Source organism: Pseudomonas sp. SW-3 (assembly GCF_016615645.1).
GTDB lineage: Bacteria > Pseudomonadota > Gammaproteobacteria > Pseudomonadales > Pseudomonadaceae > Aquipseudomonas > Aquipseudomonas mandelii.
In genome coordinates, this window is record NZ_CP067098.1 from 5,460,149 (window position 1) to 5,483,425 (window position 23,277).

Genomic DNA, 23,277 nt, shown 5'->3' on the forward strand with positions numbered 1-23,277 from the left:
GTGCGTGGTGTTCAGAGGAGTCATGGGGCATGCAGGCTTTTTTATCACCGGGGATCGGATTGCTGGGGCGTTTTGGCTTCGCACGCAAATTTCAGTTGTTGTTTCTGCTGTTTATCCTGCCGCTGGCAGGCAGCCTGGTGATGATTGGTCAGGACTATCGCGCCAAACTTAACTTGATCTCCGGCGAACGTGCCGGTGTTCGGCAACTGCTCGCCCTGGATGCGCTCGATAACCTGCTCGCCGCCCAACGTGACCGCGCCGCCCGCTGGCGTGCGACGGAAACCAATCGCCAGCCAACGCCTGCAACCCTTGCCGCGATGGCTGGGTTCGATGCGGTTCAACCCGCCGTCGCCCAAGCCACCTCGGACCTCGGTGATGCGCTGAAAACCGAAGGCGCCGAGGGCGAAACCCTGACCCGTTATCAGGCGCTGCAAACCGCCCTCAACGGCCTCGACTCGAAAAGCCTGAGCAGCGTTGGTTGGTGGCCGGATGGCTACGATCGTTTCACCAATGCCTTGAGTGCGCTGCAAGCCCTGCGCGAGCAGATCGCCATGGACAATCGCCTGACCCTCGCGCCGTGGCTGGAAACCTACTTGCTGACGCAAATCTCGACACAGCATGCGCCGGACCTGATTGAGCGGGTTGGCCGTCTGGCCAGCGTCGGTCAGGCATCGGTGGTGTCCGGGCAGTTCACCCTGCAAAGCCGTCTGCAATTGCGCGATTTGCGCAGTCGTATCGGCGATGCCCGGGAACAGCTGGCGAAAACCGCCAGCCTGCTGGAAGCACGCCTGCCCAGCGCGTTGCAAAGCTGGGCCGGGCAATATCACGACAGCCTCAAGCATCTCGATGCTGAACTGAAAGTCCTCGATGACGGCGTCTTCGGCGGCAGCATCAAGCTCAAGCCGGAAGAATTCGAACGCAGCCTCGACAGCCTGCTCACCGACCTCGCCTCGCTGCGCCAGCAGTCATTGGTTTCGCTGGATCAACGCCTGGATTACTACCATGGCTCGGCGATCAGCCAGTTTATTCTGGTGGCGACGATCTTTGGCTGCCTGCTGCTGGCCGCGCTGTACCTGTTCATCTGCTTGCAGGCCTCGATCCGTCGCAGCGCCAGCGGCATCACCCTGCTGGCTGAAGCATTGCGCGACGGCAACCTAAGCCTGCAAGTGCCGGTGCAGGGGCGCGACGAACTGGCGGCCATCAGCACGGCCCTGAATGTCGCCGTGGTGCAGCTGCGCAACAGTTTGCTGGGGGTCGATCACGAAACCTTGCAGGTGAGCAACGCGGTGCGCACCCTCAACCATCACTCCAGCGGCGCCTTGGGCGAAGTTGAAGCGCAGCAATTGCAGATCAGCCAGATCGCCGCTGCGGCCACGCAGTTGGCCGCGACCTCTCAGGGTGTCGCCCAGAGTTGCGAACAGGCGTCCGGCAGTGCTCAACACACCCAACGCATTGCGGCCGACAGCAGCCGCGACAGCCAACGCACCACGGCGAGCATTCAGCAGCTCAACCAGCGCTTGAACGACACGGCGGCGGCACTCGGCCGGGTGAGCGAACAAGGCCAGCAGATTCAATTGGTGGTCGACACCATTCGCGGCGTGGCCGAGCAGACTAATCTGCTGGCGCTCAACGCGGCGATCGAGGCGGCTCGCGCGGGCGAACAGGGTCGCGGCTTTGCGGTGGTGGCGGATGAAGTGCGCAGCCTCTCGCAACGCACTCAGTCCTCCACCGCGCAGATCGCCGGCACTGTCGACAGTCTGCGCAGCACGGTGAATGAGGCGGTCAGCCTGATGGAAGCGGCCTGTAGCCAAGCGCAAAGTGATGCCCAGTCGGTCACCGGCCTGGGCGAACGCCTCGGGGAAATTGCCCACGCGGTGCAAGGCGTTACCGACACCCTGGCGCAGATCGCCACGGCAGTTGAGGAACAGGCCAGCACCGCCGATGAAGTCAGCGGCAACATCCAGCAGGTCGATCAGGCCGCGGTAAGGTTGCTCGAAGGCGCGCGGGCGGTGAACCTGGCGGCGGACACCTTGAGCCAGGGCAGCAAGGCCTTGAGTGCCAATACCGGGAGATTTCAGCTCAGTTGATGCCCTCACCCGGCCCGAATATTCGGCTCAGGTGGATAAGCGGTTGAAAGCGTAGAGAAATATTTTGGATTTACGCTTGACGCATCTGCATTACCGGTGAATAATGCGCGCCACTTGGCTACATAGCTCAGTTGGTTAGAGCATAGCATTCATAATGCTGGGGTCCGGGGTTCAAGTCCCTGTGTAGCCACCAAGTACTAAAAACGGCTTACCGAAAGGTAGGCCGTTTTTTTATGCCTCGCGAAAAGTGCCCCTAACAGCACTTCAAGAACGAACCGTCGGCAACGCCGATAACGCGCGCTCCCAAATCTGCCACGTCCGCAGCCAGACCATCGCCTGCCAGTCGCTGTCGGCAGGATAGAACTGCTCCAGCAGATTCAGTTTGATCTCGCGCCCCACCGCATTACTTGGATTGCCGTGCAGATGCAGCCAGTGGTCATCGCGCAAATGACGATGAACGTCCGGCCCCGGATACGTCCCGCACTCGATCACGAACGGCATCAGTTTGACCTGCGGCAGTGCATTGATCAGTGCCTGCGAGGTGTAGCCCGTCGCGGTGGCCGCCACGCCGGTTTCACTCAAGGTGTCGGCACCGGTCAGCAACGTGTAGAGCCAGGGACCATAAATGGCCTGCGCATCGGGTAGCGCCGGATAAGCCGCCTCGGTGATGGTCAGCAACATCGGATGACCGTACTCGCCAGCGCCGGTGTGCAAATCGAAACACATCGCGACCTCGGCGTGGGCAACATGCGTTTGCAGGATTTCGTGCAGCGTGCGGTTCGACCAGCTCGGCGCCAGGCCGCCATAAAACAGGCCATCGGGATGACTGTGCTGGCCGCCCTCGACGATCGACATCACCGCTGGCCAGCCGTGTTCGCGAATCTGTCCGTCGAGCAAGGCGTCGGCGCGCTCACGTTCGGGCCCCCGCAACTCAGTGAACGCATAGATGTCATGCAGCGCTGCGTAAGCCTGATTGTCCGGCAGCGGACGTTCGAAGTTCAGGTGATTGCGGTTCAGATCGATGTTGTCTTCGTTGACCCGACGCAGCCATGCGGTGCCCCAGGGATTGATCAGGTGGATCAACACCACCGCGACATCGACCGGCAGTGAACGCTTGCCCAACTCCTGCATCCACTTGATCTGGCATCCCGAGCCATAGAAACCTTCCACCCCATGGGTGCCGCTCAACGCAATCAGCAATCGCTTGGCACCTGGATCACCCAACACCGCCACATCGGTGCTCAAGGGTTCACCGAAAGGTCCTTTGAGGGGATGCGGATATTCAGTCAACGTCGCTCCGGCCGCAGTCGCTGCGGCGAGGAATTGCTCACGCTGAGTGCGATAACTCGGCTGGGTGGGAAACTCGGTCTGCATGGCTGCCTCTTGTTGATTTTCTGACCCGTCTGATGCCCTCGACCCTACAGAAAATCCGTCAACTCATGAAGGGTAAAAGCGTCTTGGCTCTCATCCGTGGTTTGCACCACGCCCTGTCGGCCGATAAAGTCCCCTGATCTTTTCCCACGGACGGAGTGCCCAACGTGTTCTCAGCCTTCCGCTTGAGCCGCTATCGCCTGTCAGCCTTTTCGCTGATCGCCACCGCGCTGACCCTTGCAGCGTGCAACGCCCCGCCCACGTCGACATTGCCGATCGCGCCGGAAGTCGCCTCGGGTTATCGCACCGACCTGCAAACCCGGCACGCCTCGAAACACATGGCGGCGGCAGCCAACCCTCTGGCGGCCGAGGCCGGGCGCGAGATGCTGCGTCAGGGCGGCTCGGCGGTGGATGCCGCGATTGCCATGCAAGCGGTGTTGACGCTGGTGGAACCTCAATCCTCGGGCATCGGCGGCGGCGCGTTCATTGTGTTGTGGGATGGCAAGAACGTGCGCACTTACGACGGTCGCGAAACCGCACCGGCCGGCGCCACGGAGAAGCTTTTCCTACAAGCCGACGGCAAACCGATGGCCTTCACCCAGGCGCAGATTGGGGGTCGCTCAGTGGGCACGCCCGGTGTGTTGCGAGCGCTTGAGCTGGCACATCAGAAGCACGGTCGTCTGCCATGGGCGCAACTGTTCGAACCGGCCATCCGACTCGCGGAGCAAGGTTTCGCCATCTCGCCGCGCTTGCATCAGCTGATCGCTTCAGATTCCTCCATGCGTCGCTCGCCTGACATGATGGCGTACTTCCTGAATGCCGATGGCAGCCCGAAAGCCGCCGGCACTCAGCTGAAAAACCCGGCACTGGCCGCCGTGCTCAAACGCATCGCCACAGAAGGTCCCGATGCGTTGTACAAAGGGCCGGTTGCGCAAGAAATCGTCGCCAAGGTTCAGGGCCACGCCAACCCTGGCAGTCTGTCGCTGAACGATCTCCAAGGCTATACGGCCAAGGAACGCGCGCCGCTATGCACCGACTACAAACGCTGGCAGGTCTGCGGCATGCCGCCACCGTCGTCGGGCGGGATCGCCGTGGCGCAGATCCTCGGCACACTCCAGGCGCTGGAAGTACGCGACCAGCGTTTTGCCTTGGCCTCAATGAAACCGGTCAAGACCGACAAACCCGCCGGCACCGAGCCGACGCCAGAAGCCGTGCACCTGATTGCCGAAGCCGAGCGCCTGGCCTACGCCGACCGCGCGCTCTATCTGGCCGACGCCGACTTCGTGCCCGTCCCTGTCAAAGGCCTGGTGGACCCGAGCTACCTGGCCAGCCGCGCCGCCCTGATCGGTGACCGCAGCATGGGCACGGCCAAACCCGGCACCCCACCGGGCATCAAGATCGCCTATGCACCGGACCGTTCACCGCTGCGCATCTCGACCTCGCAAGTGGTCGCGGTCGATGACGAAGGTGGCGCGGTGTCCATGACCACCACCGTCGAATCCGCGTTTGGCTCGCACGTGATAGTTCAGGGTTTTCTGCTCAACAATCAGATGACCGACTTCTCGTTCATCCCCGAAGAAAACGGGCAGAAAGTCGCCAACCGCGTCGAACCCGGCAAACGCCCCCGCTCGTCCATGGCACCGACGCTGATTTTCGACCGTCAGAGCGGCGAATTCCTCGCCACCATCGGCTCGCCGGGCGGTTCGCAAATCATCGAATACGTCGCCAAATCCACCATCGGCCTGCTCGACTGGAACCTCGACCCGCAAGCCGCCATCAGCCTGCCCAACTTCGGCAGCCGCAACGGCCCGACGGAACTGGAAGAGGGTCAGTTCAGCGCCGGGTTGATGCAGGCGCTGAAGGACAAAGGGCACAGCGTGAGCGAGATCGACATGACCAGCGGCACCCAGGCGATTGTCCGGGTGAAGGATGCGCAGGGGAAGGCTTCGTTGGCGGGCGGGGCCGATCCTCGGCGTGAGGGGGCTGCGTTGGGGGATTGATTCCTACAGAGGGTGGAAAAGGCTTACCGGGAGGTAGGCCTTTTTTGTATGTAATGAGTCCTGTTCGGCTACCTCGCGCCGACTTTTCCTACCTGCACACCACTGCTTCTTCGATAGAGTTCAAAGATCATTTTTCGCATCAGTTCAGCCACCCGAAGCACCTAGGTACAAAGTCGAATCCGCACCTCCCATCGGCCACACATCCACAGACTTGCATCAGTCCCATCACGGGACTAGGATCACGCCATGAGAATTATCGCCATTAGTAAGCTTAAAAGTTTTTGGGAGCGCTACCCGGACGCAGAACAATCCTTACTAGCTTGGATTGACGAGGCAAGAAATGCCGAGTGGAAAACACCTGCGAACATAAAAGCGCACTTTGCTACCGCCAGCATTCTCAAGAGCCGTAGAGTCGTGTTCAACATCAAGGGTAATGACTTTCGGCTGGTAGTCGCTGTGGCTTATCGCTTCGGCGCCGTTTACATAAAATTTGTCGGCACTCACAAGCAGTACGACGCAATCGACGCCGATACCGTCGAGATGGAGTAACCAATGAACATTCGTCCGATTCACACCGACGAGGACTACCGCGCAGCCCTCAAGACTGTATCTGCCCTTTTCGACAATGAGCCAGAGCCTGGCACGCCTGAAGGGGATTATTTCGACATCATGATCACACTGATCGAAGCTTATGAATCGAAGCAGTTTCCAGTTGATCTGCCCAATCCAATCGATGCGATAAAATTTCGCATGGAACAATCAGGTCTGTCCGCAGCGGACCTTGCGCCTGCCATTGGCCGGACAAACCGGGTTTACGAAGTGCTTAATGGCAAGCGTGCGTTGACGCTCCCGATGATATGGAAACTACATGATCTGTTCGGAATACCAGCAGAGAGCCTGATTAAACCTATGAAACAAGCTTGATCAAACGTCGGTCGAAGCATACTGGCCGACGCTGAAAATCTCCCCTCCCCGGCTCATCGGATATCACGCAGGCACACTACACGCTCACGTACACCCACGCTTCAATCCCGGATTGAAGGACTACGCTGACACGCTTGTAATCCGATACCTCATAACTGTCGGCGGCGGCTAGTTCCTCGGGTGTGATCTGGAACACCATGCCGGGAATCGGGACGCTGCTATCGCTTCCCGGACGAAGAATCGGATGGTGAGTCTTGCCGCTGGTGGCCAACACCTCTGGGTCGGTGATTTCGACCCAGGACTGCTCGTACCCCAGCATCGCATCGGCACTGCCGCTGAGCTCGCGCCCGAAGTTGGCCAGTTGCACGACTTTGTCCTGCAAGGTGCCGTAGGAAAACAGGTACTCCGTTTTATCGCTCATCCATAAATCCTTGTTTGAATAGTCCCGAGTAGCTTATCGGGTGATCTTCAACGCTTGCCGTGCCTTGTGCTTCTCCAGCGCCAGATCGATCAAGCGGCTGACCAGCTCGCTGTAAGTCATGCCGGTGGCTTGCCAGAGCTTGGGGTACATGCTGATTCGGGTGAAGCCGGGCAGCGAGTTGATTTCGTTGATCAGCACTTCGCCGCTGTCGGTCAGGAACACATCGACCCGCGCCAGCCCGGAACAGCCGAGCACCTGAAACGCCTCGACAGCCAAGGCGCGGATGCGCTCACTGGCCTCGCTGCTGATGTTGGCCGGCACCACGACCTCTGCCGCTTGAGCGTCGATGTATTTGCTGTCGTAGGAATAGAAGCCGCTGCGCACCACGATCTCGCCACAACCGCTGGCGATGGCATCTTCGTTGCCCAGCACCGCGCACTCGATCTCGCGACCGTTGACGGCGGATTCGATCAATACTTTTTCATCGAAACCCAGGGCCAGTTCCACTGCCGCCGTGTACTCGGCTTCGTCACTGACCTTGCTGACGCCCACGGACGACCCCTGGTTCGCCGGCTTCACGAACAGCGGCAGACCGAGTTTGGCCTGGACCTCGGCGAACCCGGTGCGCGCGGCGCTGGCACGAGTCAGGGTCACGAAGGGCGTGACTGCAATCCCGGCGTCACGCAACAGCCGCTTGCTGATGTCCTTGTCCATGCACACCGCCGAGCCGAGCACATCGGAGCCGACAAAGGGTAAATCCGCCATGCGCAGCAGGCCTTGCAGGCAACCGTCTTCACCCAGCGTGCCGTGCACGATCGGGAAGATCACGTCGACGTGACCCAGCATTTCCTGACTCGAGGTTTCGACCAATTGCTGGCTGGCCTTGCCCGGCACCACGGCCAGTTCCCGGTTGGACTGGTTGAGGGCGATCAGGGCCGGATTTTCCTGGTTGAGCAGGAAGTTCGATGGATCATTGAGGTGCCAATGGCCTTGCTTGTCGATACCGATCAGCACCGGTTCGAAGCGCGACCGATCCAGCGCATCGACGATGTTTTTCGCCGATTGCAGCGATACTTCGTGCTCCGCCGAACGACCACCAAAAATAATCCCTACCCGCAGTTTGCTCATACCAGACACCTCGACGAACGATCAAACGCACCCGCGCCTCGATGGCTTACAGGGTGCAGAGAATGCTCGATACCTTGCTACATTTGTATGCGGTTTTCTACCAGCCCCATGGGTTTTGTCGGCCAGCAGACAGGTGGCCGGTCCCTGGGTTACCGTGATCGACATTGCGCTCAAGACAACGACACCATGGCCAAGCACACGCCTCCCATCGACTGGTTCCATCGCGCCCCCGACGTGGGCGGGGTTCAGCGTTTCGAGGCATTTTTTGCCGGCCACGGCTACGACCTTCACCGCCATGACACCTACGCAATCGGCCGGACCCTGGCCGGCGTGCAGAGTTTTCAATACCGCGGCGGCTGGCGCCACAGCCTGCCCGGCGGGACCCTGGTGCTGCACCCGGACGAAGTCCACGATGGCGAGGCTGGCACCGAGGCCGGCTTCAAGTACCGGATGATGTACATCGAGCCGGCGCTGATCCAGCAGATACTCGGCGGGCAACCGCTGCCGTTCATCAAGACCGGATTGTCGACCGACCCACGCCTGTTCGCCGCCACCGACGTGCTGCTGCGAAGCCTGGATTGCCCCCTCGATCCACTGGAAGAGCAGGACGCGCTGTTCGATCTGGCGCAGGCATTGAGCACTGTCTCCGGCGCGCCCGGTAAACGCCAACGCTTCGACTACGTGGCGGCGGAGCGCGCGCGGGAGTTCATCCACAGCGCCCTGGATCGCACGGTGACACTGGAGGAACTGGCGCAGCACAGCGGTCGGGATCGCTGGAGTCTGTCGAGGGATTTCCGCCTGTTGTTTGGCACCAGCCCTTATCGATACCTGACCATGCGTCGCCTGGACCTGGTCCGCGCCCTGCTGATCCAGGGCCAGTCTCTGGTCAGTGCCGCACTGATCGCCGGTTTCACCGACCAGAGCCACATGACCCGGCAATTCAGCAAGGCATACGGCCTCTCACCGGCCCGCTGGATGAAAATGCACCGCCGCTGAGCGCGCACAATCGTACAAGAAGCCCGCTGCCGTGCTGACTATCGTGGCTTCACGATCAACCACGAGAGCTTTCTTCATGAACGCCTACCAAAGCCTGAACTTCGCTGAAAAAATCGCCCGGATCGACTCGCACTGGAGCCCTCGGGTCATCGCCGAGATGAACGACTACCAGTTCAAAGTGGTGAAACTGCTGGGGGATTTCATCTGGCACGATCACCTGGACACCGACGAGACCTTCATCGTGCTCGAGGGGCAGCTGCGCATCGACTTTCGCGATGGCCACGTCCTGCTGAACGCGGGCGAAATGTACGTGGTGCCAAAGGGTGTCGAGCACAAACCCTCTGCCGCGCAGGAAGTGAAACTGCTGCTGATCGAGCCCAAGGGTGTGCTGAATACAGGCAGCGAAGGCGGCGAACGCACGGCGCAGAATGACGTCTGGGTGTAAAAGGCAGCCGGTTTACGGCTGCAGAGTCTTGCCGTCCACCGGCTCACCGATCGTCAGGAAATGCCCGCCCGCCACATGATGCAGGGTGCGTAGCGCATCGTGTCCCTCGAAGTGCCAACGGCCTTCGCTGAACACGCGCTCATCGGCCTGGGCGGCAATCACCTCGGCCAGGAACAGGTCGTATTGCTGATGGTTGTTGGGCTCCGGCAGCAGTCGGCACTCCAGCCAGGCGACGCAACCTTCAAGCATCGGCACATCGATCAGCTCGCCACTGAACGTCTGCAGGCCGTAGACCTGAAACTTGTCCAGGCCCTGGCCCTGGCCCTGAGTCAGCTCCAGGCCCGACGTCGAGCCCACAGTCTGGGCGATGTCGGCCTGGGCGGCGCAGGGAACGTTCAGCACGAAGGTGCCCGACGCTTCCAGCAGTTGTCGGGTCCAGGTGGACTTGTCCAGCACCACGGCGATTTTCGGCGGTTCGAAGTCCAAAGGCATGGTCCAGGCCGCGGCCATGATGTTGCGCTTGCCGTCATGCGCCGCGCTGACCAGCACGGTCGGCCCGTGATTGAGCAAGCGATAAGCCTTGGACAAGGGAACCGGACGGCGGTGAGAAACGCTCATGAGGGCTGCTCCTGGGAAAACGCCGATTGTAGCGATTTCCACCAGGAGGTCAGGTATCAAGTCGCCAGTTGATTGGCAAACTGCCCGACCGCGTTCACCACTTTCTGTGCGCCGTCCTGAATCTCGACGATCACCGTGCCCGCTTCCGCCGCCAGCGCCAGGCCTTGTTCAGCCTGAAGTTTGCCGTCGGTCATCAGGGCCACGGCATTGCGCGCCATGTCCTGGTTCTGGCGTACCACGCCAACGATTTCATCGGTGGCCTGGCTGGTACGGGACGCCAACTGCCGGACTTCATCCGCCACCACCGCAAAACCTCGCCCCTGTTCACCGGCGCGCGCCGCTTCGATGGCCGCGTTAAGCGCCAGCAGGTTGGTCTGTTCGGCAATGCCGCTGATGGTTTTGACGATGGTGCCAATCACCAGCGACTGCTCGTTCAACGCTTCGATGCCTTCGCCGGCGGTTTGCATGTGCCGGGCCAGGTCACGCATTACGTCCACCGCCTGAGTCACCACGGCGGTTCCACGCTGAGCGCTTTGATCGGTTTGCTGGGAGGTGCTGTAGGCGATGTTGGCCGCTTCGGCGACCGCCTGCTCCTGATTGACCTGATCGGTAATCACCGTGGCGAATTTCACCACTTTGTAGAGCGTGTTGTTGGCATCCACCACCGGGTTGTAGGACGCCTCCAGCCAGACCACACGACCGTGGTTGTCCACACGCTTGAAGCGGCCTGCCACGAATTCGCCGGCGTTCAGGCGGCGCCAGAAGTTCTGGTATTCCGCGCTGTTGTACTCTTCAGGCTCGCAGAACGTACGGTGATGTTTGCCCTTGATTTGCGCCAGGCTGTAACCCATGCCGCTGAGGAACCGCTCGTTGGCCGCCAACACATTGCCATTGAGATCGAACTCGATGACCGCCGTCGAACGCACCAGCGCGCCGATCAGGTTCTCATGCTCGCGGGACGCCTCGATGGTGCGGGTCAGGTCGCTGGAATAAATCGAGAAGTGCTTGATCCGCCCCTCCGAGGACAACACGGGCTGCACAATCGAACGCAACCAGGCTTCCTTGCCATTGCCCCGCAGCAAACGCACGGCGCCGGCAAAGTGCTCGCGGCGGTTCAGTGCAGCCTTGAAGCGGAGGTGGAATTCGTCCGATTTCACATGGGGCGGGACGATGTCTTCAATGTGCCGGCCGATCAGGTCGCTGCTTTTGTAGAGCATCTCGCCGAGGAAGTTCTGGTTGACCAATTGAATCCGTCCATCAGGATCCAGGGTCAGGACCAGCATCTCGCTTTCCAGACTGTCCTTCACTTGCTGAAGGCTGGAGAGTTCTTCGCGAAGAGCCGACAGCTCCTGCTTCAAGCGTTTGTTGAACATGGAAAGCACCGATGGACAGGAATGGAAAGCGGCATGCAGCCTAGCCATCGGCCTTGCGGATATTTTCTGAAGAGCGTTTCAGGGTTGTCCTACAAAAATAGTTGCGGCACGCCTGCGTGACCTTGCGTTCATGCCGTGCCAGCGGCCGGGCAATGCTCAACCCGGGGCATCCGTGTGCCGAAATAAGCAGCGCTGCTCACGCCCACCGCGCCCATCACCGCGCTGAAGATCACGCAAATCCACGGACTCCACGGCATCAGACCGATCAGCAACAACGGTGTGACACTCGCCCACGCTGCGTAGGCAATGTTGTAGGTGAAGGAAATCCCCGAGACGCGAATTCGCGCGGGAAACAGGCTGATCATCACCGACGGCACCGCGCCGACGACCCCGCAACCGAGTCCGGCAATCGCGTAGGCCAAGCCGATCCATTGGCCCCCGGTGATCAGGCACGTATAAAGCACGCCGATGCCCAGCGGCAGCAGCAGGCTATAGAGCATGACCGTGCGCCAGGCGCCGATGCGATCGACGAGCAGCCCGGCGAGTACACAGCCGATGTTCAGGAACACAATGCCCAAGGCACTCAAGGCGAAGGTGTGGCTGGCAGTCATGCCGAAGGTTTTCTGCATCATGGTCGGGGTGATGACCACGAACACCACCACCGCCGACGTCAGTACGCAGGTGAGGAGCATCGCTGGCAATATCGCCAGGCGATGTTCGCGCAAGACCGTGCGCAGCGGCAGTTCGACAGCGGCCTCGCGCTTGGCCTGCATGGCCATGAACACCGGGGTTTCGCTGAGCCAGCGGCGTAGCCAGACGCCAATCACCCCAAACACGCCGCCCAGCAGGAACGGGTAACGCCAGGCGTAATCGAGGATTTCCGCCGGGGTGAACGCCTGCGCCAGAAAGGTCGCGGTCAGGGCGCCGATCAGGTAGCCAAAGGTCAGCCCGGCTTGCAAGAAGCCCAGGGCATAACCGCGATGCCCGGCCGGCGCGTGCTCGGCGACGAACACCCAGGCGCTCGGCACTTCACCGCCGACCGCAGCGCCCTGCAGGACCCGCAGGACCAACAGCAGCAGCGGTGCGAAATAGCCGATCTGGGCGTAGGTCGGCATGATGCCGATCAGCAGGCACGGCAGCGCCATCATCAGGATGCTCAGGCTGAAGACCTTCTTGCGCCCCAGCCGGTCGGCGAAATGCGCCATCAGAATGCCGCCCAATGGGCGCGCCAGATAACCCGTCACGAAAATCCCGAAGCTTTGCAGCAAGCGCAGCCACTCGGGCATTTCCGGTGGGAAAAACAGCTGGCTGAGGGTCAGCGCGAAAAAGACGAAAATGATGAAATCGTAGATTTCCAGGGCGCCGCCAAGGGCCGCCAGGCCAAGGGTCTTGTAGTCCGAGCGGCTGAACGGCGCCGGGCGCGAATCGGTATTGGCAGTCATGAAAAGAACTCTGGCACGGGCAAAAAACCAAGGCGCCCATGGTCTACGCAAACGCGTCCACCGACAACCCGTTAGACCAAAGTCTCAGTCTGGTTAATCTTCGTCACAAAAAAATGACCGATTGAATTACTGTTGGCACCTGTCCAGACGGGCCTTTGCCGCCCCAAAGACCACAATAAACATAAAAATTCGAGGTACTCCCGTGGCCGCTGATATCGAAGATACCCGCTCCGCCCGCTTTGCCCTGCGCTGTTCAAGTTTTGCCGAACGCTGGTTCCCCGACTCGTGGGTATTTGCCGCGTTGGCGGTGATCATCGTGGCCGTGGCGACCCTGTTCATGGGCGCCAAACCCACTGACGCGGCCATGGCTTTCGGTGATGGGTTCTGGAGCCTGATCCCGTTCACCATGCAGATGGCGTTCGTGGTCATCGGCGGTTATGTGGTCGCCAGCTCCCCGCCCGCAGTAAAACTCATCGACCGCCTGGCCCGGATCCCGAAAAACGGCCGCTCGGCCGTAGCCTGGGTCGCGTTGATTTCCATGGTGGCGTCGCTGCTGAACTGGGGCCTGTCGCTGGTGTTCGGCGGTCTGCTGGTGCGCGCCCTCGCTCGCCGCACCGACCTGAAAATGGATTACCGCGCCGCCGGTGCTGCCGCGTATCTGGGCCTTGGCGCCGTGTGGGCCTTGGGCCTGTCGTCGTCCGCCGCGCAATTACAGGCCAACCCGGCCAGCCTGCCGCCCTCGATTCTGTCGATCACCGGCGTCATTCCGTTCACCCAGACCATTTTTCTCTGGCAGTCCGGCGTCATGTTGCTGGCACTGATCGTGATTTCGCTGATCATCGCCTACGCCACCGCGCCGGGGCCGAAAACAGCCCGCGACGCCGAAGCCTGCGGCATTGACCCGAGCTTCAACCTGCCACCGCTGCAACCGCGCACCCGCCCCGGCGAATGGCTGGAGCACAGCCCGTTGCTGACGATTTTGCTGGTGCTGCTGGCCGCAGGGTGGCTGTTCCACGAGTTTTCGACTAAACCGGCGATCAGCGCGATCTCGGGCCTGAACACTTACAACTTCCTGTTCATCATGCTCGGCGCGCTGCTGCACTGGCGCCCGCGCAGCTTCCTCGATGCCGTATCCCGAGCGGTGCCGACCACCACCGGCGTGCTAATCCAGTTTCCGCTCTACGGCTCGATCGCTGCGCTGATGACCACGGTCAAAGGTACTGACGCGCAGACCCTGGCCCACCACATCTCGACCTTCTTCGTCAGCATTGCGTCCCACGACACTTATGCGCTGCTGATGGGCGTTTACTCGGCGATTCTCGGTTTCTTCATTCCATCCGGCGGCGGCAAATGGATCATCGAAGCGCCTTATGTCATGCAGGTGGCCACCGACCTGAATTACCACCTGGGTTGGGCCGTGCAAATCTACAACGCGGCTGAAGCCCTGCCGAACCTGATCAACCCGTTCTACATGCTGCCGCTGCTGGGCGTGCTCGGGTTGAAGGCGCGGGACTTGATTGGCTTCTCGTTCGTGCAATTGCTGGTGCACACGCCGCTGGTGCTGTTTTTGCTGTGGGCGCTGGGGACGACGCTGACGTATACGCCGCCGGTGATGCCGTAAACGAAGTTGATTGCACCTGTGCAAAGCAGGTGCAATCAGATTTGATCGGAGGGTAAAACCTTCAACAACTCAGGCAAGGCCGTCTGAACGGTATCCCACACCACTTCGAGATTGATATCGAAATAGCCGTGAGCAATGCGGTTGCGCATACCTCGCATGCTGCGCCATGGCACTTGTGAATTTTCGCTCGCAAAATCCGCATAGCCATCCATTACTTTGGTGGCTGCTTCACCAATAATGATGAGGCTCATGATCACAGCTTGCTGGGTACGTTTGTCTTCGGAAAACTCTTCTTTACTCAAGCCTTCGACAAAAATCAGCGCATCGCTTGCGGCTTGCCGCATATGGTCAAGGTAATCTGCGAGACGGTTAACAGTCATACGGGACGAGCCTGTTCGAGTACCTGCTGACGAAACTTCAACGGAAGATCTCCCGGCGTCAGCAGATCAACACTGACCCCCAGCAAATCTTCGAGCTCGACTTGAAGCCCTCCGAGATCGAAAAGCGTGGCCCCTGGGAGAGCGTCCACCAGTAAATCAAGGTCACTCCCTTCTTTATCTGTCCCGAGTAACGCGGAACCAAATACACGAGGGTTGGACGTACGAAATCGACCGACGACCTCGCGGACGGCTGCTCGTTTTAGATCCAGTGCAGTAGAAGGTTTCATGGGTGACCTTTGCCAAGTCCAATACTGCGCCAGTCTAGCAGTGCTCGAGAGCGGTAGACACTGCACCTCTTGTAACCCTCTGTCACATCCCACGCTTGCGGACCAAACCACGTCCCGCCGCAAATAATAGCTCAGTGCCACTACTTTCCTTTACCGCCCCGCTGCTCCGGTAATATCCTTGCGCGAATATTATCTGTATCAACTTTTTGCAGGCCGGAAAGGGAGTTCATCGCCATGATCGTAGGGATTGACCTGGGAACCACCAACAGCCTCGTTGCCGTCTGGCGCGGGGAGTCCAGCGAGTTGGTGCCCAATGCACTCGGCCAGTTCCTCACTCCCAGCGTGGTGGGTCTCGATGATCAGGGCCGGGTTCTGGTCGGCCAGGCTGCCCGCGAGCGTTTGCACACTCACCCGCGCCAGACCGCTTCGCTGTTCAAGCGGCACATGGGCAGCGCTACGGAAGTGCGTCTGGGAGACCGGTCATTCCGTCCCGAGGAGCTTTCGGCGCTGGTGCTCAAGAGCCTGAAGGAAGACGTCGAGCGGGCCTTCGGCGAAACCGTGCATGAAGCGGTGATCAGCGTGCCGGCCTACTTCAGCGATGCCCAGCGCAAGGCCACGCGCATTGCCGGTGAGCTGGCGGGTCTGAAGGTTGAAAAACTGATCAACGAGCCAACCGCTGCGGCGCTGGCGTATGGACTGCATCAACGGGACAAGGAAACTTCGTTCCTGGTGTTCGACCTCGGCGGCGGCACCTTCGACGTGTCGATCCTGGAGCTCTTCGACGGGGTCATGGAAGTGCGCGCCAGCGCGGGCGACAACTTCCTGGGTGGTGAAGATTTCGACAGCGTGCTGCTTGAGCATTTCCTTGAGCACCATCGCAACACCGACAACTTTCCTGACCGCAACAGCATCATCCAGCCTTTGCGTCGCGAGGCCGAGCGCGTGCGCAAAGCCCTGGGCCAGGACAGCAGCGCCGAATTCAGCCTGCGGGTCGACGGCCAGCAATGGACGCAAACCATCACCCAAGCGCAATTGGCCACGCTCTACACGCCGCTGCTCGAACGCCTGCGCACACCGATCGAGCGGGCCCTGAGAGACGCGCGGATTCGGGTCAGTGATCTCGACGAAATCCTGCTGGTGGGCGGTACGACGCGCATGCCGCTGGTGCGCAAACTGGCGGCCGGCCTGTTTGGGCGTTTCCCTTCGATCAGTCTCGATCCGGACGAAGTCGTGGCCCACGGTGCGGCGATCCAGGCTGCCTTGAAAGCACGCTCCGCCGCGCTGGAAGAAGTGGTGCTGACCGACGTCTGTTCTTACACATTGGGCATCGAGACTTCGACCCAAATCGGCCAGCAGTACGAAAGCGGGCATTACTTGCCGATCATCGAGCGCAACAGCATCGTGCCGGTGAGCCGGGTCAAGACGGTGTACACATTGCAAGATAACCAAGAGCACGTGCTGCTGAAGATCTTTCAGGGCGAAAGCCGCCTGGTCAAAGACAACGTGGCATTGGGCGAACTGGACATCAAAGTGCCGAAACGCAAGGCCGGCGAAGTCGCCCTCGACGTGCGTTTCACCTACGACAACAACGGTTTGCTCGAAGCCCAGGTGGTCATTCCCCTGACGGGCGACAAGCATTCGCTGGTCATCGAAAACAACCCCGGCGTGCTCACACCCGAAGAGATTCAGGAACGCCTGGAGGGCCTGGCGCTGTTGAAGATTCATCCGCGCGATCAGCAGGTCAATACGGTGTTGACCGCACGTCTTGAGCGTCTCTATCAGGAAAGTCTGGGGCAGATGCGTGAACAGATTGCTCATTGGGCCAAACAGTTTCAGCACGTGCTTGATTCGCAGGATGAACGGCGGATCCGTGAAGCGCGCAGTGAACTGACCCAGCAACTGGGCACGCTGGACAACGGTCTCTGGCACTAAGGAGCAGCAATATGGATTGCTGGTCTGTGCTGGAACTGCCCGAAGACGCTGATGCGCGCACCCTCAAGCGAAGCTATGCAAGGCTGCTGAAAACCTTCCGGCCCGATGAAGATCCCGAAGGCTTTCAGCGCTTGCGTGAAGCCTATGAGCAGGCGCTGGGTGTTGCGCAATGGCGAGCCGAATACGCCGCCGAAGAACATGAAGTCGCAACGGTCGACATTGTCGAGAAGCCCAATCACACCGACCTCCAGGCAGGGTCCGATGTGCTCGGCGTGCGTCCGTTGAGCCTTCAAAATCCGCCTCCACTTCGGCCCTTGAACCTTGAAAGTCCGCCCCCTCTGCACTCGCTGAACCTTGCACCGTCCAACTCCCAGCCCCTTCACGAACCGGTTGCAGCGCCGGACGAACTCGCGGCGCGCGCCTTGCTCGACGGACTCTCCGAGCAGAATCTGTCCGAGCGCTGGGCCCAAGCGCAACAACAGCACTGCGCCAAGGCGTTTGAACAGCGATTGCTGGCGTTGTGCTTCGATCATCCGGGCTTGCGCAATTCGATTGCCGCCTGGGCGGTCCAGCACCTCGATTGGCTCGCGCCCTGGCAAAACGTCGAAATGACCGATTGGCAGCGAGACGCTCTCGCCAGCGGCTTGCTGCAGGATTATCGGCAGGCGTTGCAGGAGTTGCTCGAAGCCGGCAAGGAGCGGGAATTCCTGACACAGCTCAAAAGTTACACCGTGCAACCCTGGCTGCAGGTGTTCGATCGACGTCAGGAGTGGCAGCGGATCCTCCTGCAATTGTTCAACGACACCGAATGGAGCCTGCCACTGTTCGATCGCGTCGGTCAGGTGTTTGGCTGGGACGATAAAAAAGGCATTCATCCTGAACCGATGTCGCTCTGGCAGGCACTGATTGAGCGCTGCAATCAGGAAAGCTTCTACGCAAGCCTGCAGGCCAAGGCCCAAGACAACCGGACCTGGGCCGCTGACGTTCAAGCCGCGCACTTGCTGATGAATCCGATGCAGCCTGGCCAACAAAAGAAAATGATCGACGGCTTTGGCCAGAACGAATGGCAGGCCTGTCATGACCTTGCGCAAACCCTCAAGTGGCGTTATCCGCAATTGCGTTTGCGGTTGCCCCACGCCGATGTTTTTCACTGGCGACGTTTCCTGCCGCGCCCCATCGCCGACGAAACCTGGGTGCGTGTCTGGGCGGGCATCGCACTGGCGCTGTTTTTGTTTTATTTCCCGACCGAATACAAATCCAAAGGCTTCAGCATCAGCATCCCAATGATATTTATCTCGTTGGCATTCGCCTGCGTGCCGGTCTGGTTCTTCCGTTTCGCCATGAGCTGGTGGGTGCCGATCATCTCGCATGTCGTTGTCCAGGACCTGTGGCTGACCGAAGGCCTGGTCCCCCGCCACTGGAACCCGGATACCCGTTGGCTGGTGATGCGACACGGTGTTCCGCAAGCCGTCCTCACGTTGCTGTTCGGGCTTCTGTTGGGTTGGCCGGGCATGGCGACTTATGTCGGTTTCATGCTGATCGGTCTCTTGCACAAACGCCGTATCGGTCAGCTCGACCCTGAACTGGCCGCTCGGCGTCCCTGGCTGACGGCGCTGCATTGGGCGCACTTCAGTCCGTTGCAGTTGGTGTTTTTGCTGGTGATGGTCGGCGTCATCTTCGTGTGTCGGATGTATTTCCCGGAATATCACCTGACTCATTTGATGTTCAGGTGAGCGATTGCCGGCCGATCTGCTTAAGTAACTATCGCCCGCGATCAACGCGGCCCACGCTGAAAAGGATCTGAGCATGTTCAAACTGACAGGACTTACCCTCGCGGCCCTTACCCTGAGCGCCGCCGCCCACGCCAATGTCGATCTGAAACTGGGCAGCACCGAACGCGTCACGCGGCTGTTCGCCTACCCCAACAACTGCAACGTCGTCTGCTTCCGCAACTGGACGCTTGAGCAAACCGTCGAGCACTACCTGACCCAAAGCGTACAGCGCGATGGCTACAGCACTGCGAAAGTGCGGGTCAAAACCGATAACGGTCAGCTCTACGCCGACATCAGCGGCGTGCCGAAGGGTTACGAAAAACCGTTGTCCGCGCTGCTCAATGCCGGTGATCTGGCCTACACGGGCGCCAAAAAGCTCAACGTTGATGGCAAGTGGGCTTACAGCTGGTATCTGTTCCTGCCACTGGGCATGGCCCTGGAAAACCGCAAGAGCGTCGAGCTGCTGCATTTCCCGCCGGATTACTCCCTGACACAGGCCCAGGATTACCTGCGCTCCGCCACCACGGATCGCTGGGCCACGCTGCTGACCGACAACGGTATCCCCGCCGATCAGACGCCGGGTTACCAGACCATCATTGATATCGCGCCGATTGCGGCGCCGGCCAGTGCAGGCAAGGATCTGGAAGGTGTCTACGACTACTTCAAGGACTACCAGACCACCATGGTCAAGGAAGTCAGCCAGAACGCCAGCGGTGCCACGTTGCCGATGGTCGCGTTTGGCGCACCGGTGCGTAACTGGATCAAGCAGCAATACGGGCCGACCGTGAATGTGCTGGGTCTGGCCACGATCAGCCCGAGCGCCGGGGTGAAGGTGCCGGTGCTGGGCTCCAACCACCCGAGCTACATCTGGTACGCCGCCAACCCAGAGAGCTACACCGGCGACGATGCTCAGGCCAAGGCCGATGCCGCGGGCCTGAAAGTCATGGGCCAGGATTTGAGCGCCGCCTGCTGGCAGGCCGGTATGGGCAGCAAACCCGGGACCGACCCGACCGCTCAGCTGAAAGGCTGCACACAGACGTGGCAAGTGACCCAGAAAGAAAAAACCTGCGAGCTGTTCTACACCTCGATCCGTAACCTGACGCCTGAACAAGCCGTGGCCAAATGCGCGACGACGCCGATCCAGTCCGAGCTCAAACAGCTGCAAGCCCCGGCACCTGTGACTGCGGCTCCGGCGCCTGCGCTGTAAACGCCCTTGCACGTTTGCGTGTGAGCGAAGGCTTACGCGCAAAAGCGCACTTTCCTTCTGTCAGTTCTGACAGTAGACCCGTCGTTTCATTTGCGAGATCTTGAGGTAACCCCCTGTGTTGCAGGGCTGACAGGACGTCAGTTGGGAAGTCGCAACGCGCTGCCGACAAGGATCGTTATGAAACCTCATTCCCTGCACGGGCCCCTGGCGCAAGCTCCCGATGGATTCTATCCATTCCCGGAGCTACCGCCAGGCCTTGGATTTCCTTCCCGGGTCGATTTCGAGATTATCTACAACGCGAGTGGATTGGCCGCGGCCATCGTAGCCCTGCGCGAATTTCCACAGATCAGCCGAATCTGCCGCGTGTCGGGGCATCTCGTGCCTTATCGCCATCGACATACCCGGCAGCTGGCGCCTGGTATCCACGTCTACGACCCACACTTCAGCGGGCTGCTGAGGCACTCCTGCGACCCCAATGTCTTTCTCGACATGAGCGAAATGTGGTTGTGGGCACTGACGGATATTAATAAAGGCGACAACTTGACGATGGATTACGCCACGACCGAAGACAAACTGCTGCGCCAGTTCGCCTGTCAGTGCGGGTCCCCGGAGTGTCGAGGCTGGATCTGCGGCTACGATGAACAGCCGAACGCCGACGGCCAGTTGTATTTCCACCACTGGCGTCGGCGCAGTCTCTGTTGAACCGTTTTTACAGCGTTTCGACCGGACGCAGTCGGTACTGCGGCGGCAATTGCTCAAAACCGCTGATGGTCGTGTTCAGGCTTTTCCAGCGGCCATCCTTGATGCCGTAGATGCAACCATGGATCGACAGGTTCTGCCCGCGATGCCAGGCGTTTTGCACAATGCTGGTATGGCCGACGTTGGCCACTTGCTGGATCACGTTGAGCTCGCAGAGACGGTCGACCCGTTCTTCTTCGGTCGGCAACCCGGCCAGTTCTTCACGCTTCTCGTAATAGAGATCACGGATCGAGCGCAGCCAGCCGTCGATCAGGCCCAGCTGGCGATCCTGCATCGAAGCGCGCACACCGCCGCAGCCGTAGTGGCCCGTGACGAGGATGTGTTTGACCTTGAGCACGTCGACCGCGTACTGAATCACCGACAGGCAGTTGAGGTCAGTGTGCAGCACCACGTTGGCCACGTTGCGGTGGACGAACAGGTCGCCGGGCAGCATGCCGACGATCTCGTTGGCAGGCACCCGGGCGTCGGAACAGCCAATCCACAAGTATTCCGGCGTCTGTTGGCGAGCCAGCTTGGAGAAGAAGTCCGGATCTTCCTGTTTGATCGCCTCGGCCCAGCGTTCGTTGTTATCAATCAGATCTTGTAATTCGTTCATGCTGTAAAGCCTCAAGAATGATGCGCTGGTTTGACAGACAACCGCCCGTCGGGGTCACGCGCTTGATGCAAGTAATGCCGGGTGGAATTCTCAGGAGTTCAGCGGGTCCACCCTAGTAAGGCCCACAGTATGAGGAATTGCCATGACTGATTCACGACGTCCGTACGATGCGGTGCAGCCCGAGCCCATCGACGACAACGAAGACCGCATGGGTTCGATGCATGAACTGGATTTCGACGAGGAAGAACCCAGCGCGAAAATAGGCGACGAACTGCCGGAAACCGAGCGCGAACGGCTGATGCCTCGGGAACGTGTGCGTGAAGCGGGCATGACGGGGGCCTCGACCGATGACCATGAGTCTACAGATGATGACATGAGCCCGGAAACGTTGATCCGTGAAGACGGTGCGCGGGATGCCCATGAGGCCGGTGAGGGCAATCAGGCGGATTGGGATTTGAGTATTGTCGATGAAGACGATATTGGCGGGGGCAATGGGCTGGATGAGGCGGAGATGGCGCGGCGGGATCCGATGGACGGTAATCGTTGATCGTAGATGTCAGTCAGGACGCCTTCGCGGGCAAGCCTCGCTCCTACGGGATGGGTAAGACACCAGTCCTGTAGGAGCGAGGCTTGCCCGCGAAGCTTCAAAAAGGCTCAGTCGACCAAAGTGCAGGCCATGACCACGGCATCTTCCCGCCCTCCCACCGCGGGGTAGTAATCCCGCCGCCGCCCAATCTCGTTAAACCCATAACGCTCATACAACTTGAACGCGCCACGGTTGCTGTCGCGCACTTCCAGAAAACATTCCCGCGCCTTGGCGTTATACGCCCGGGACATCAAATGCTCCAGCAGCGTCAAACCCAGCCCACGGCCCTGATTCTCGGGCTTGACGGTGATGTTGAGCAGATGCGCTTCATCCAGAATGATCTGCACCACGCCGTGACCGACCTGTTGCTGCCCTTCGAACATCAGCCAGATCTGGTACTTGCCCAGCCCATCCAGAAAAATCCCGCGGGTCCAGGGATGGCTGTACGCCGCGTATTCGATTTTCAGTACAGCGTCCAGGTCCGCCTCGGTCATCGGGCGGAACGATACAGCGTCACTCATTTGATTCTTTCCAGCGCGCCATCAGCCGACGCATGGCTTGCCAGACATCAGCCTTACGCTGTGGCTCTTCCATTAATAATTCCAGGCCCGGCAGGGCCCAGACCGAGCCCAGGCCTTCGACCTGGAGTTCACGGTTGAAGGATTCGGCGTTCGCCTCACCGGCAAAACGCACCGCTGGCAGGCCGATCAGCCACACGCAAACGCACGGAGCGTCTTCCAGCCGGGCCGAGAGAAAACCTTGCACGAAGTCCCGAGCGGCTTCCGGCCCCTGATCCATGGTGCCCCGGGCCAACAGCGGCCAGCGCACCGGCTCGCCGATGATCTGCGGGCTGTCTGGCAGACCGGCGGCGCGCAGCATGTCTTTGAGCAGCAGATAGGCTGGATCGCGGGTCTGGAACGTTTCGCCTGTGGGTAACTCGACCAACAGCAGGCACCGACCAGCGCGCAGCAATTGCAGGGAAAAACGCGGTGGCGGCACTGGCACAGACTTGGCGACGACCGGCGCGGCTTCTTCTTCGACCTTGGCGTTCGTGCGGGTGCTGGCCAGCGATGGCCGCGGCACCTCGATCTTGACGCGCTCCGTCGGTGCCATCACCGGCGCAGCGGCAGCGACAGCGGCAGGTGCTGGCGCGGAGGCAGGCACCACCGGCGCGACGACCAACGGCTCCGGCATCTCCATCAGCTCGGGACGCGATGGCGCGGCAAAGGGCAATTCAGTGCGCGGCAGCCAGTTGACCACCTGCATGGCAGTCAAATAGGCGCGGCGACGGGACTCGATTAGCAAAGGTCGGCCACTTGAGGATAACTAAAGT

The 23,277-nt window shown here is 60.3% G+C and carries 23 protein-coding genes, 1 tRNA gene and 1 pseudogene; 13 read left to right on the forward strand and 12 right to left on the reverse strand.

Going from position 1 to position 23,277, the window contains the following annotated elements:
- The first annotated feature begins 29 nt into the window (after nt 1-29).
- Nucleotides 30-2,087 (forward strand): methyl-accepting chemotaxis protein, encoded by a 2,058-nt coding sequence (locus JIO00_RS24665; RefSeq protein WP_010458292.1) that lies wholly within the window; start codon nt 30-32, stop codon nt 2,085-2,087.
- 116 nt (nt 2,088-2,203) lie between these two features.
- Nucleotides 2,204-2,280 (forward strand) — tRNA-Met (locus JIO00_RS24670).
- Nucleotides 2,281-2,351: 71 nt separating this feature from the next.
- Here the strand turns inward: JIO00_RS24670 and JIO00_RS24675 are convergent.
- Nucleotides 2,352-3,461 (reverse strand): DUF2817 domain-containing protein, encoded by a 1,110-nt coding sequence (locus tag JIO00_RS24675; protein ID WP_200667015.1) that lies wholly within the window; start codon nt 3,459-3,461, stop codon nt 2,352-2,354.
- A gap of 164 nt (nt 3,462-3,625) precedes the next feature.
- On the opposite strand from JIO00_RS24675, the gene ggt reads away from it, so the two are divergent.
- The 3 genes from ggt to JIO00_RS24690 all read left to right on the forward strand — a co-directional run bounded on the left by ggt (nt 3,626) and on the right by JIO00_RS24690 (nt 6,382).
- Nucleotides 3,626-5,458 (forward strand): gamma-glutamyltransferase, encoded by a 1,833-nt coding sequence (gene ggt, locus JIO00_RS24680; protein WP_200667016.1) that lies wholly within the window; start codon nt 3,626-3,628, stop codon nt 5,456-5,458.
- 246 nt (nt 5,459-5,704) lie between these two features.
- Nucleotides 5,705-6,007, forward strand: a complete 303-nt coding sequence (locus JIO00_RS24685) for a type II toxin-antitoxin system HigB family toxin (protein ID WP_200667017.1) — start codon at nt 5,705-5,707, stop codon at nt 6,005-6,007.
- 3 nt (nt 6,008-6,010) lie between these two features.
- Nucleotides 6,011-6,382, forward strand: a complete 372-nt coding sequence (locus tag JIO00_RS24690) for a helix-turn-helix domain-containing protein (protein ID WP_077749022.1) — start codon at nt 6,011-6,013, stop codon at nt 6,380-6,382.
- 76 nt (nt 6,383-6,458) lie between these two features.
- Here JIO00_RS24690 and JIO00_RS24695 read toward each other — a convergent pair whose 3' ends face one another.
- Nucleotides 6,459-6,803 carry a gamma-glutamylcyclotransferase family protein gene (locus JIO00_RS24695; RefSeq protein WP_010458309.1) on the reverse strand — a complete coding sequence of 115 codons (345 nt, stop codon included), beginning with the start codon at nt 6,801-6,803 and terminating at the stop codon, nt 6,459-6,461.
- A 33-nt stretch (nt 6,804-6,836) separates the two neighbouring features.
- Entirely contained in the window at nt 6,837-7,931 is a 1,095-nt protein-coding gene (gene ddlA, locus JIO00_RS24700; RefSeq protein ID WP_010458310.1) for a D-alanine--D-alanine ligase, read from the reverse strand.
- 186 nt (nt 7,932-8,117) lie between these two features.
- Here ddlA and JIO00_RS24705 point away from each other — a divergent pair, with 186 nt between their 5' ends.
- The gene (locus tag JIO00_RS24705; protein ID WP_077749037.1) at nt 8,118-8,927 is read left to right on the forward strand and encodes an AraC family transcriptional regulator; all 810 of its coding nucleotides are present in this window, start codon (nt 8,118-8,120) and stop codon (nt 8,925-8,927) included.
- Between the two features lie 76 nt (nt 8,928-9,003).
- Nucleotides 9,004-9,372 (forward strand): cupin domain-containing protein, encoded by a 369-nt coding sequence (locus JIO00_RS24710; RefSeq protein WP_077749023.1) that lies wholly within the window; start codon nt 9,004-9,006, stop codon nt 9,370-9,372.
- A gap of 12 nt (nt 9,373-9,384) precedes the next feature.
- On the opposite strand, the gene JIO00_RS24715 is transcribed toward JIO00_RS24710, so the two are convergent.
- The 4 genes and pseudogenes from JIO00_RS24715 to JIO00_RS24725 all read right to left on the reverse strand — a co-directional run bounded on the left by JIO00_RS24715 (nt 9,385) and on the right by JIO00_RS24725 (nt 12,805).
- Nucleotides 9,385-9,990, reverse strand: a complete 606-nt coding sequence (locus tag JIO00_RS24715) for a flavin reductase family protein (RefSeq protein WP_200667018.1) — start codon at nt 9,988-9,990, stop codon at nt 9,385-9,387.
- A 56-nt stretch (nt 9,991-10,046) separates the two neighbouring features.
- The gene (locus JIO00_RS30255) at nt 10,047-10,655 is read right to left on the reverse strand and encodes a methyl-accepting chemotaxis protein (protein WP_372242823.1); all 609 of its coding nucleotides are present in this window, start codon (nt 10,653-10,655) and stop codon (nt 10,047-10,049) included.
- Nucleotides 10,635-11,411 (reverse strand): annotated as a pseudogene (locus tag JIO00_RS30260) (PAS domain-containing protein); the annotation flags it as partial. The pseudogene JIO00_RS30260 and the gene JIO00_RS30255, both read right to left, overlap by 21 nt.
- 80 nt (nt 11,412-11,491) lie before the next feature.
- Nucleotides 11,492-12,805 carry an MFS transporter gene (locus JIO00_RS24725; protein WP_102594943.1) on the reverse strand — a complete coding sequence of 438 codons (1,314 nt, stop codon included), beginning with the start codon at nt 12,803-12,805 and terminating at the stop codon, nt 11,492-11,494.
- A gap of 202 nt (nt 12,806-13,007) precedes the next feature.
- Here JIO00_RS24725 and JIO00_RS24730 point away from each other — a divergent pair, with 202 nt between their 5' ends.
- A complete protein-coding gene (locus tag JIO00_RS24730) occupies nt 13,008-14,426 on the forward strand; it encodes a short-chain fatty acid transporter (RefSeq protein ID WP_010458328.1) in 1,419 nt (472 codons plus the stop codon).
- A 35-nt stretch (nt 14,427-14,461) separates the two neighbouring features.
- On the opposite strand, the gene JIO00_RS24735 is transcribed toward JIO00_RS24730, so the two are convergent.
- The gene (locus JIO00_RS24735; protein WP_010458329.1) at nt 14,462-14,806 is read right to left on the reverse strand and encodes a HepT-like ribonuclease domain-containing protein; all 345 of its coding nucleotides are present in this window, start codon (nt 14,804-14,806) and stop codon (nt 14,462-14,464) included.
- Nucleotides 14,803-15,093, reverse strand: a complete 291-nt coding sequence (locus JIO00_RS24740) for a nucleotidyltransferase family protein (RefSeq protein ID WP_010458330.1) — start codon at nt 15,091-15,093, stop codon at nt 14,803-14,805. Before JIO00_RS24740 ends, JIO00_RS24735 begins: the two co-directional genes overlap by 4 nt.
- Nucleotides 15,094-15,327: 234 nt before the next feature.
- On the opposite strand from JIO00_RS24740, the gene JIO00_RS24745 reads away from it, so the two are divergent.
- The 4 genes from JIO00_RS24745 to JIO00_RS24760 all read left to right on the forward strand — a co-directional run bounded on the left by JIO00_RS24745 (nt 15,328) and on the right by JIO00_RS24760 (nt 20,706).
- The gene (locus JIO00_RS24745; RefSeq protein WP_077749025.1) at nt 15,328-17,025 is read left to right on the forward strand and encodes a molecular chaperone HscC; all 1,698 of its coding nucleotides are present in this window, start codon (nt 15,328-15,330) and stop codon (nt 17,023-17,025) included.
- A gap of 11 nt (nt 17,026-17,036) precedes the next feature.
- Nucleotides 17,037-18,758: a J domain-containing protein gene (locus tag JIO00_RS24750; RefSeq protein ID WP_154501756.1), complete on the forward strand. Its 1,722-nt coding sequence runs from the start codon at nt 17,037-17,039 to the stop codon at nt 18,756-18,758.
- Between the two features lie 73 nt (nt 18,759-18,831).
- The gene (locus JIO00_RS24755) at nt 18,832-20,004 is read left to right on the forward strand and encodes a hypothetical protein (RefSeq protein ID WP_077749027.1); all 1,173 of its coding nucleotides are present in this window, start codon (nt 18,832-18,834) and stop codon (nt 20,002-20,004) included.
- 177 nt (nt 20,005-20,181) lie between these two features.
- Nucleotides 20,182-20,706, forward strand: coding sequence for an SET domain-containing protein-lysine N-methyltransferase (locus tag JIO00_RS24760; RefSeq protein WP_102594945.1), 525 nt, complete (start codon nt 20,182-20,184; stop codon nt 20,704-20,706).
- A 7-nt stretch (nt 20,707-20,713) separates the two neighbouring features.
- Here the strand turns inward: JIO00_RS24760 and can are convergent, their stop codons facing one another.
- Nucleotides 20,714-21,358 (reverse strand): carbonate dehydratase, encoded by a 645-nt coding sequence (can, locus tag JIO00_RS24765; RefSeq protein WP_010458342.1) that lies wholly within the window; start codon nt 21,356-21,358, stop codon nt 20,714-20,716.
- A 142-nt stretch (nt 21,359-21,500) separates the two neighbouring features.
- Between can and JIO00_RS24770 the strand changes: the two genes are divergently transcribed.
- The gene (locus JIO00_RS24770) at nt 21,501-21,905 is read left to right on the forward strand and encodes a hypothetical protein (protein ID WP_010458344.1); all 405 of its coding nucleotides are present in this window, start codon (nt 21,501-21,503) and stop codon (nt 21,903-21,905) included.
- 107 nt (nt 21,906-22,012) lie between these two features.
- On the opposite strand, the gene rimI is transcribed toward JIO00_RS24770, so the two are convergent.
- Nucleotides 22,013-22,465, reverse strand: a complete 453-nt coding sequence (gene rimI / locus JIO00_RS24775; protein ID WP_077749029.1) for a ribosomal protein S18-alanine N-acetyltransferase — start codon at nt 22,463-22,465, stop codon at nt 22,013-22,015.
- Complete coding sequence (locus tag JIO00_RS24780) at nt 22,458-23,210, reverse strand: energy transducer TonB (protein WP_200668669.1); 753 nt, start codon at nt 23,208-23,210, stop codon at nt 22,458-22,460. The genes rimI and JIO00_RS24780 overlap by 8 nt, the downstream gene beginning before the upstream one ends.
- Between the last annotated feature and the right edge of the window lie 67 nt (nt 23,211-23,277).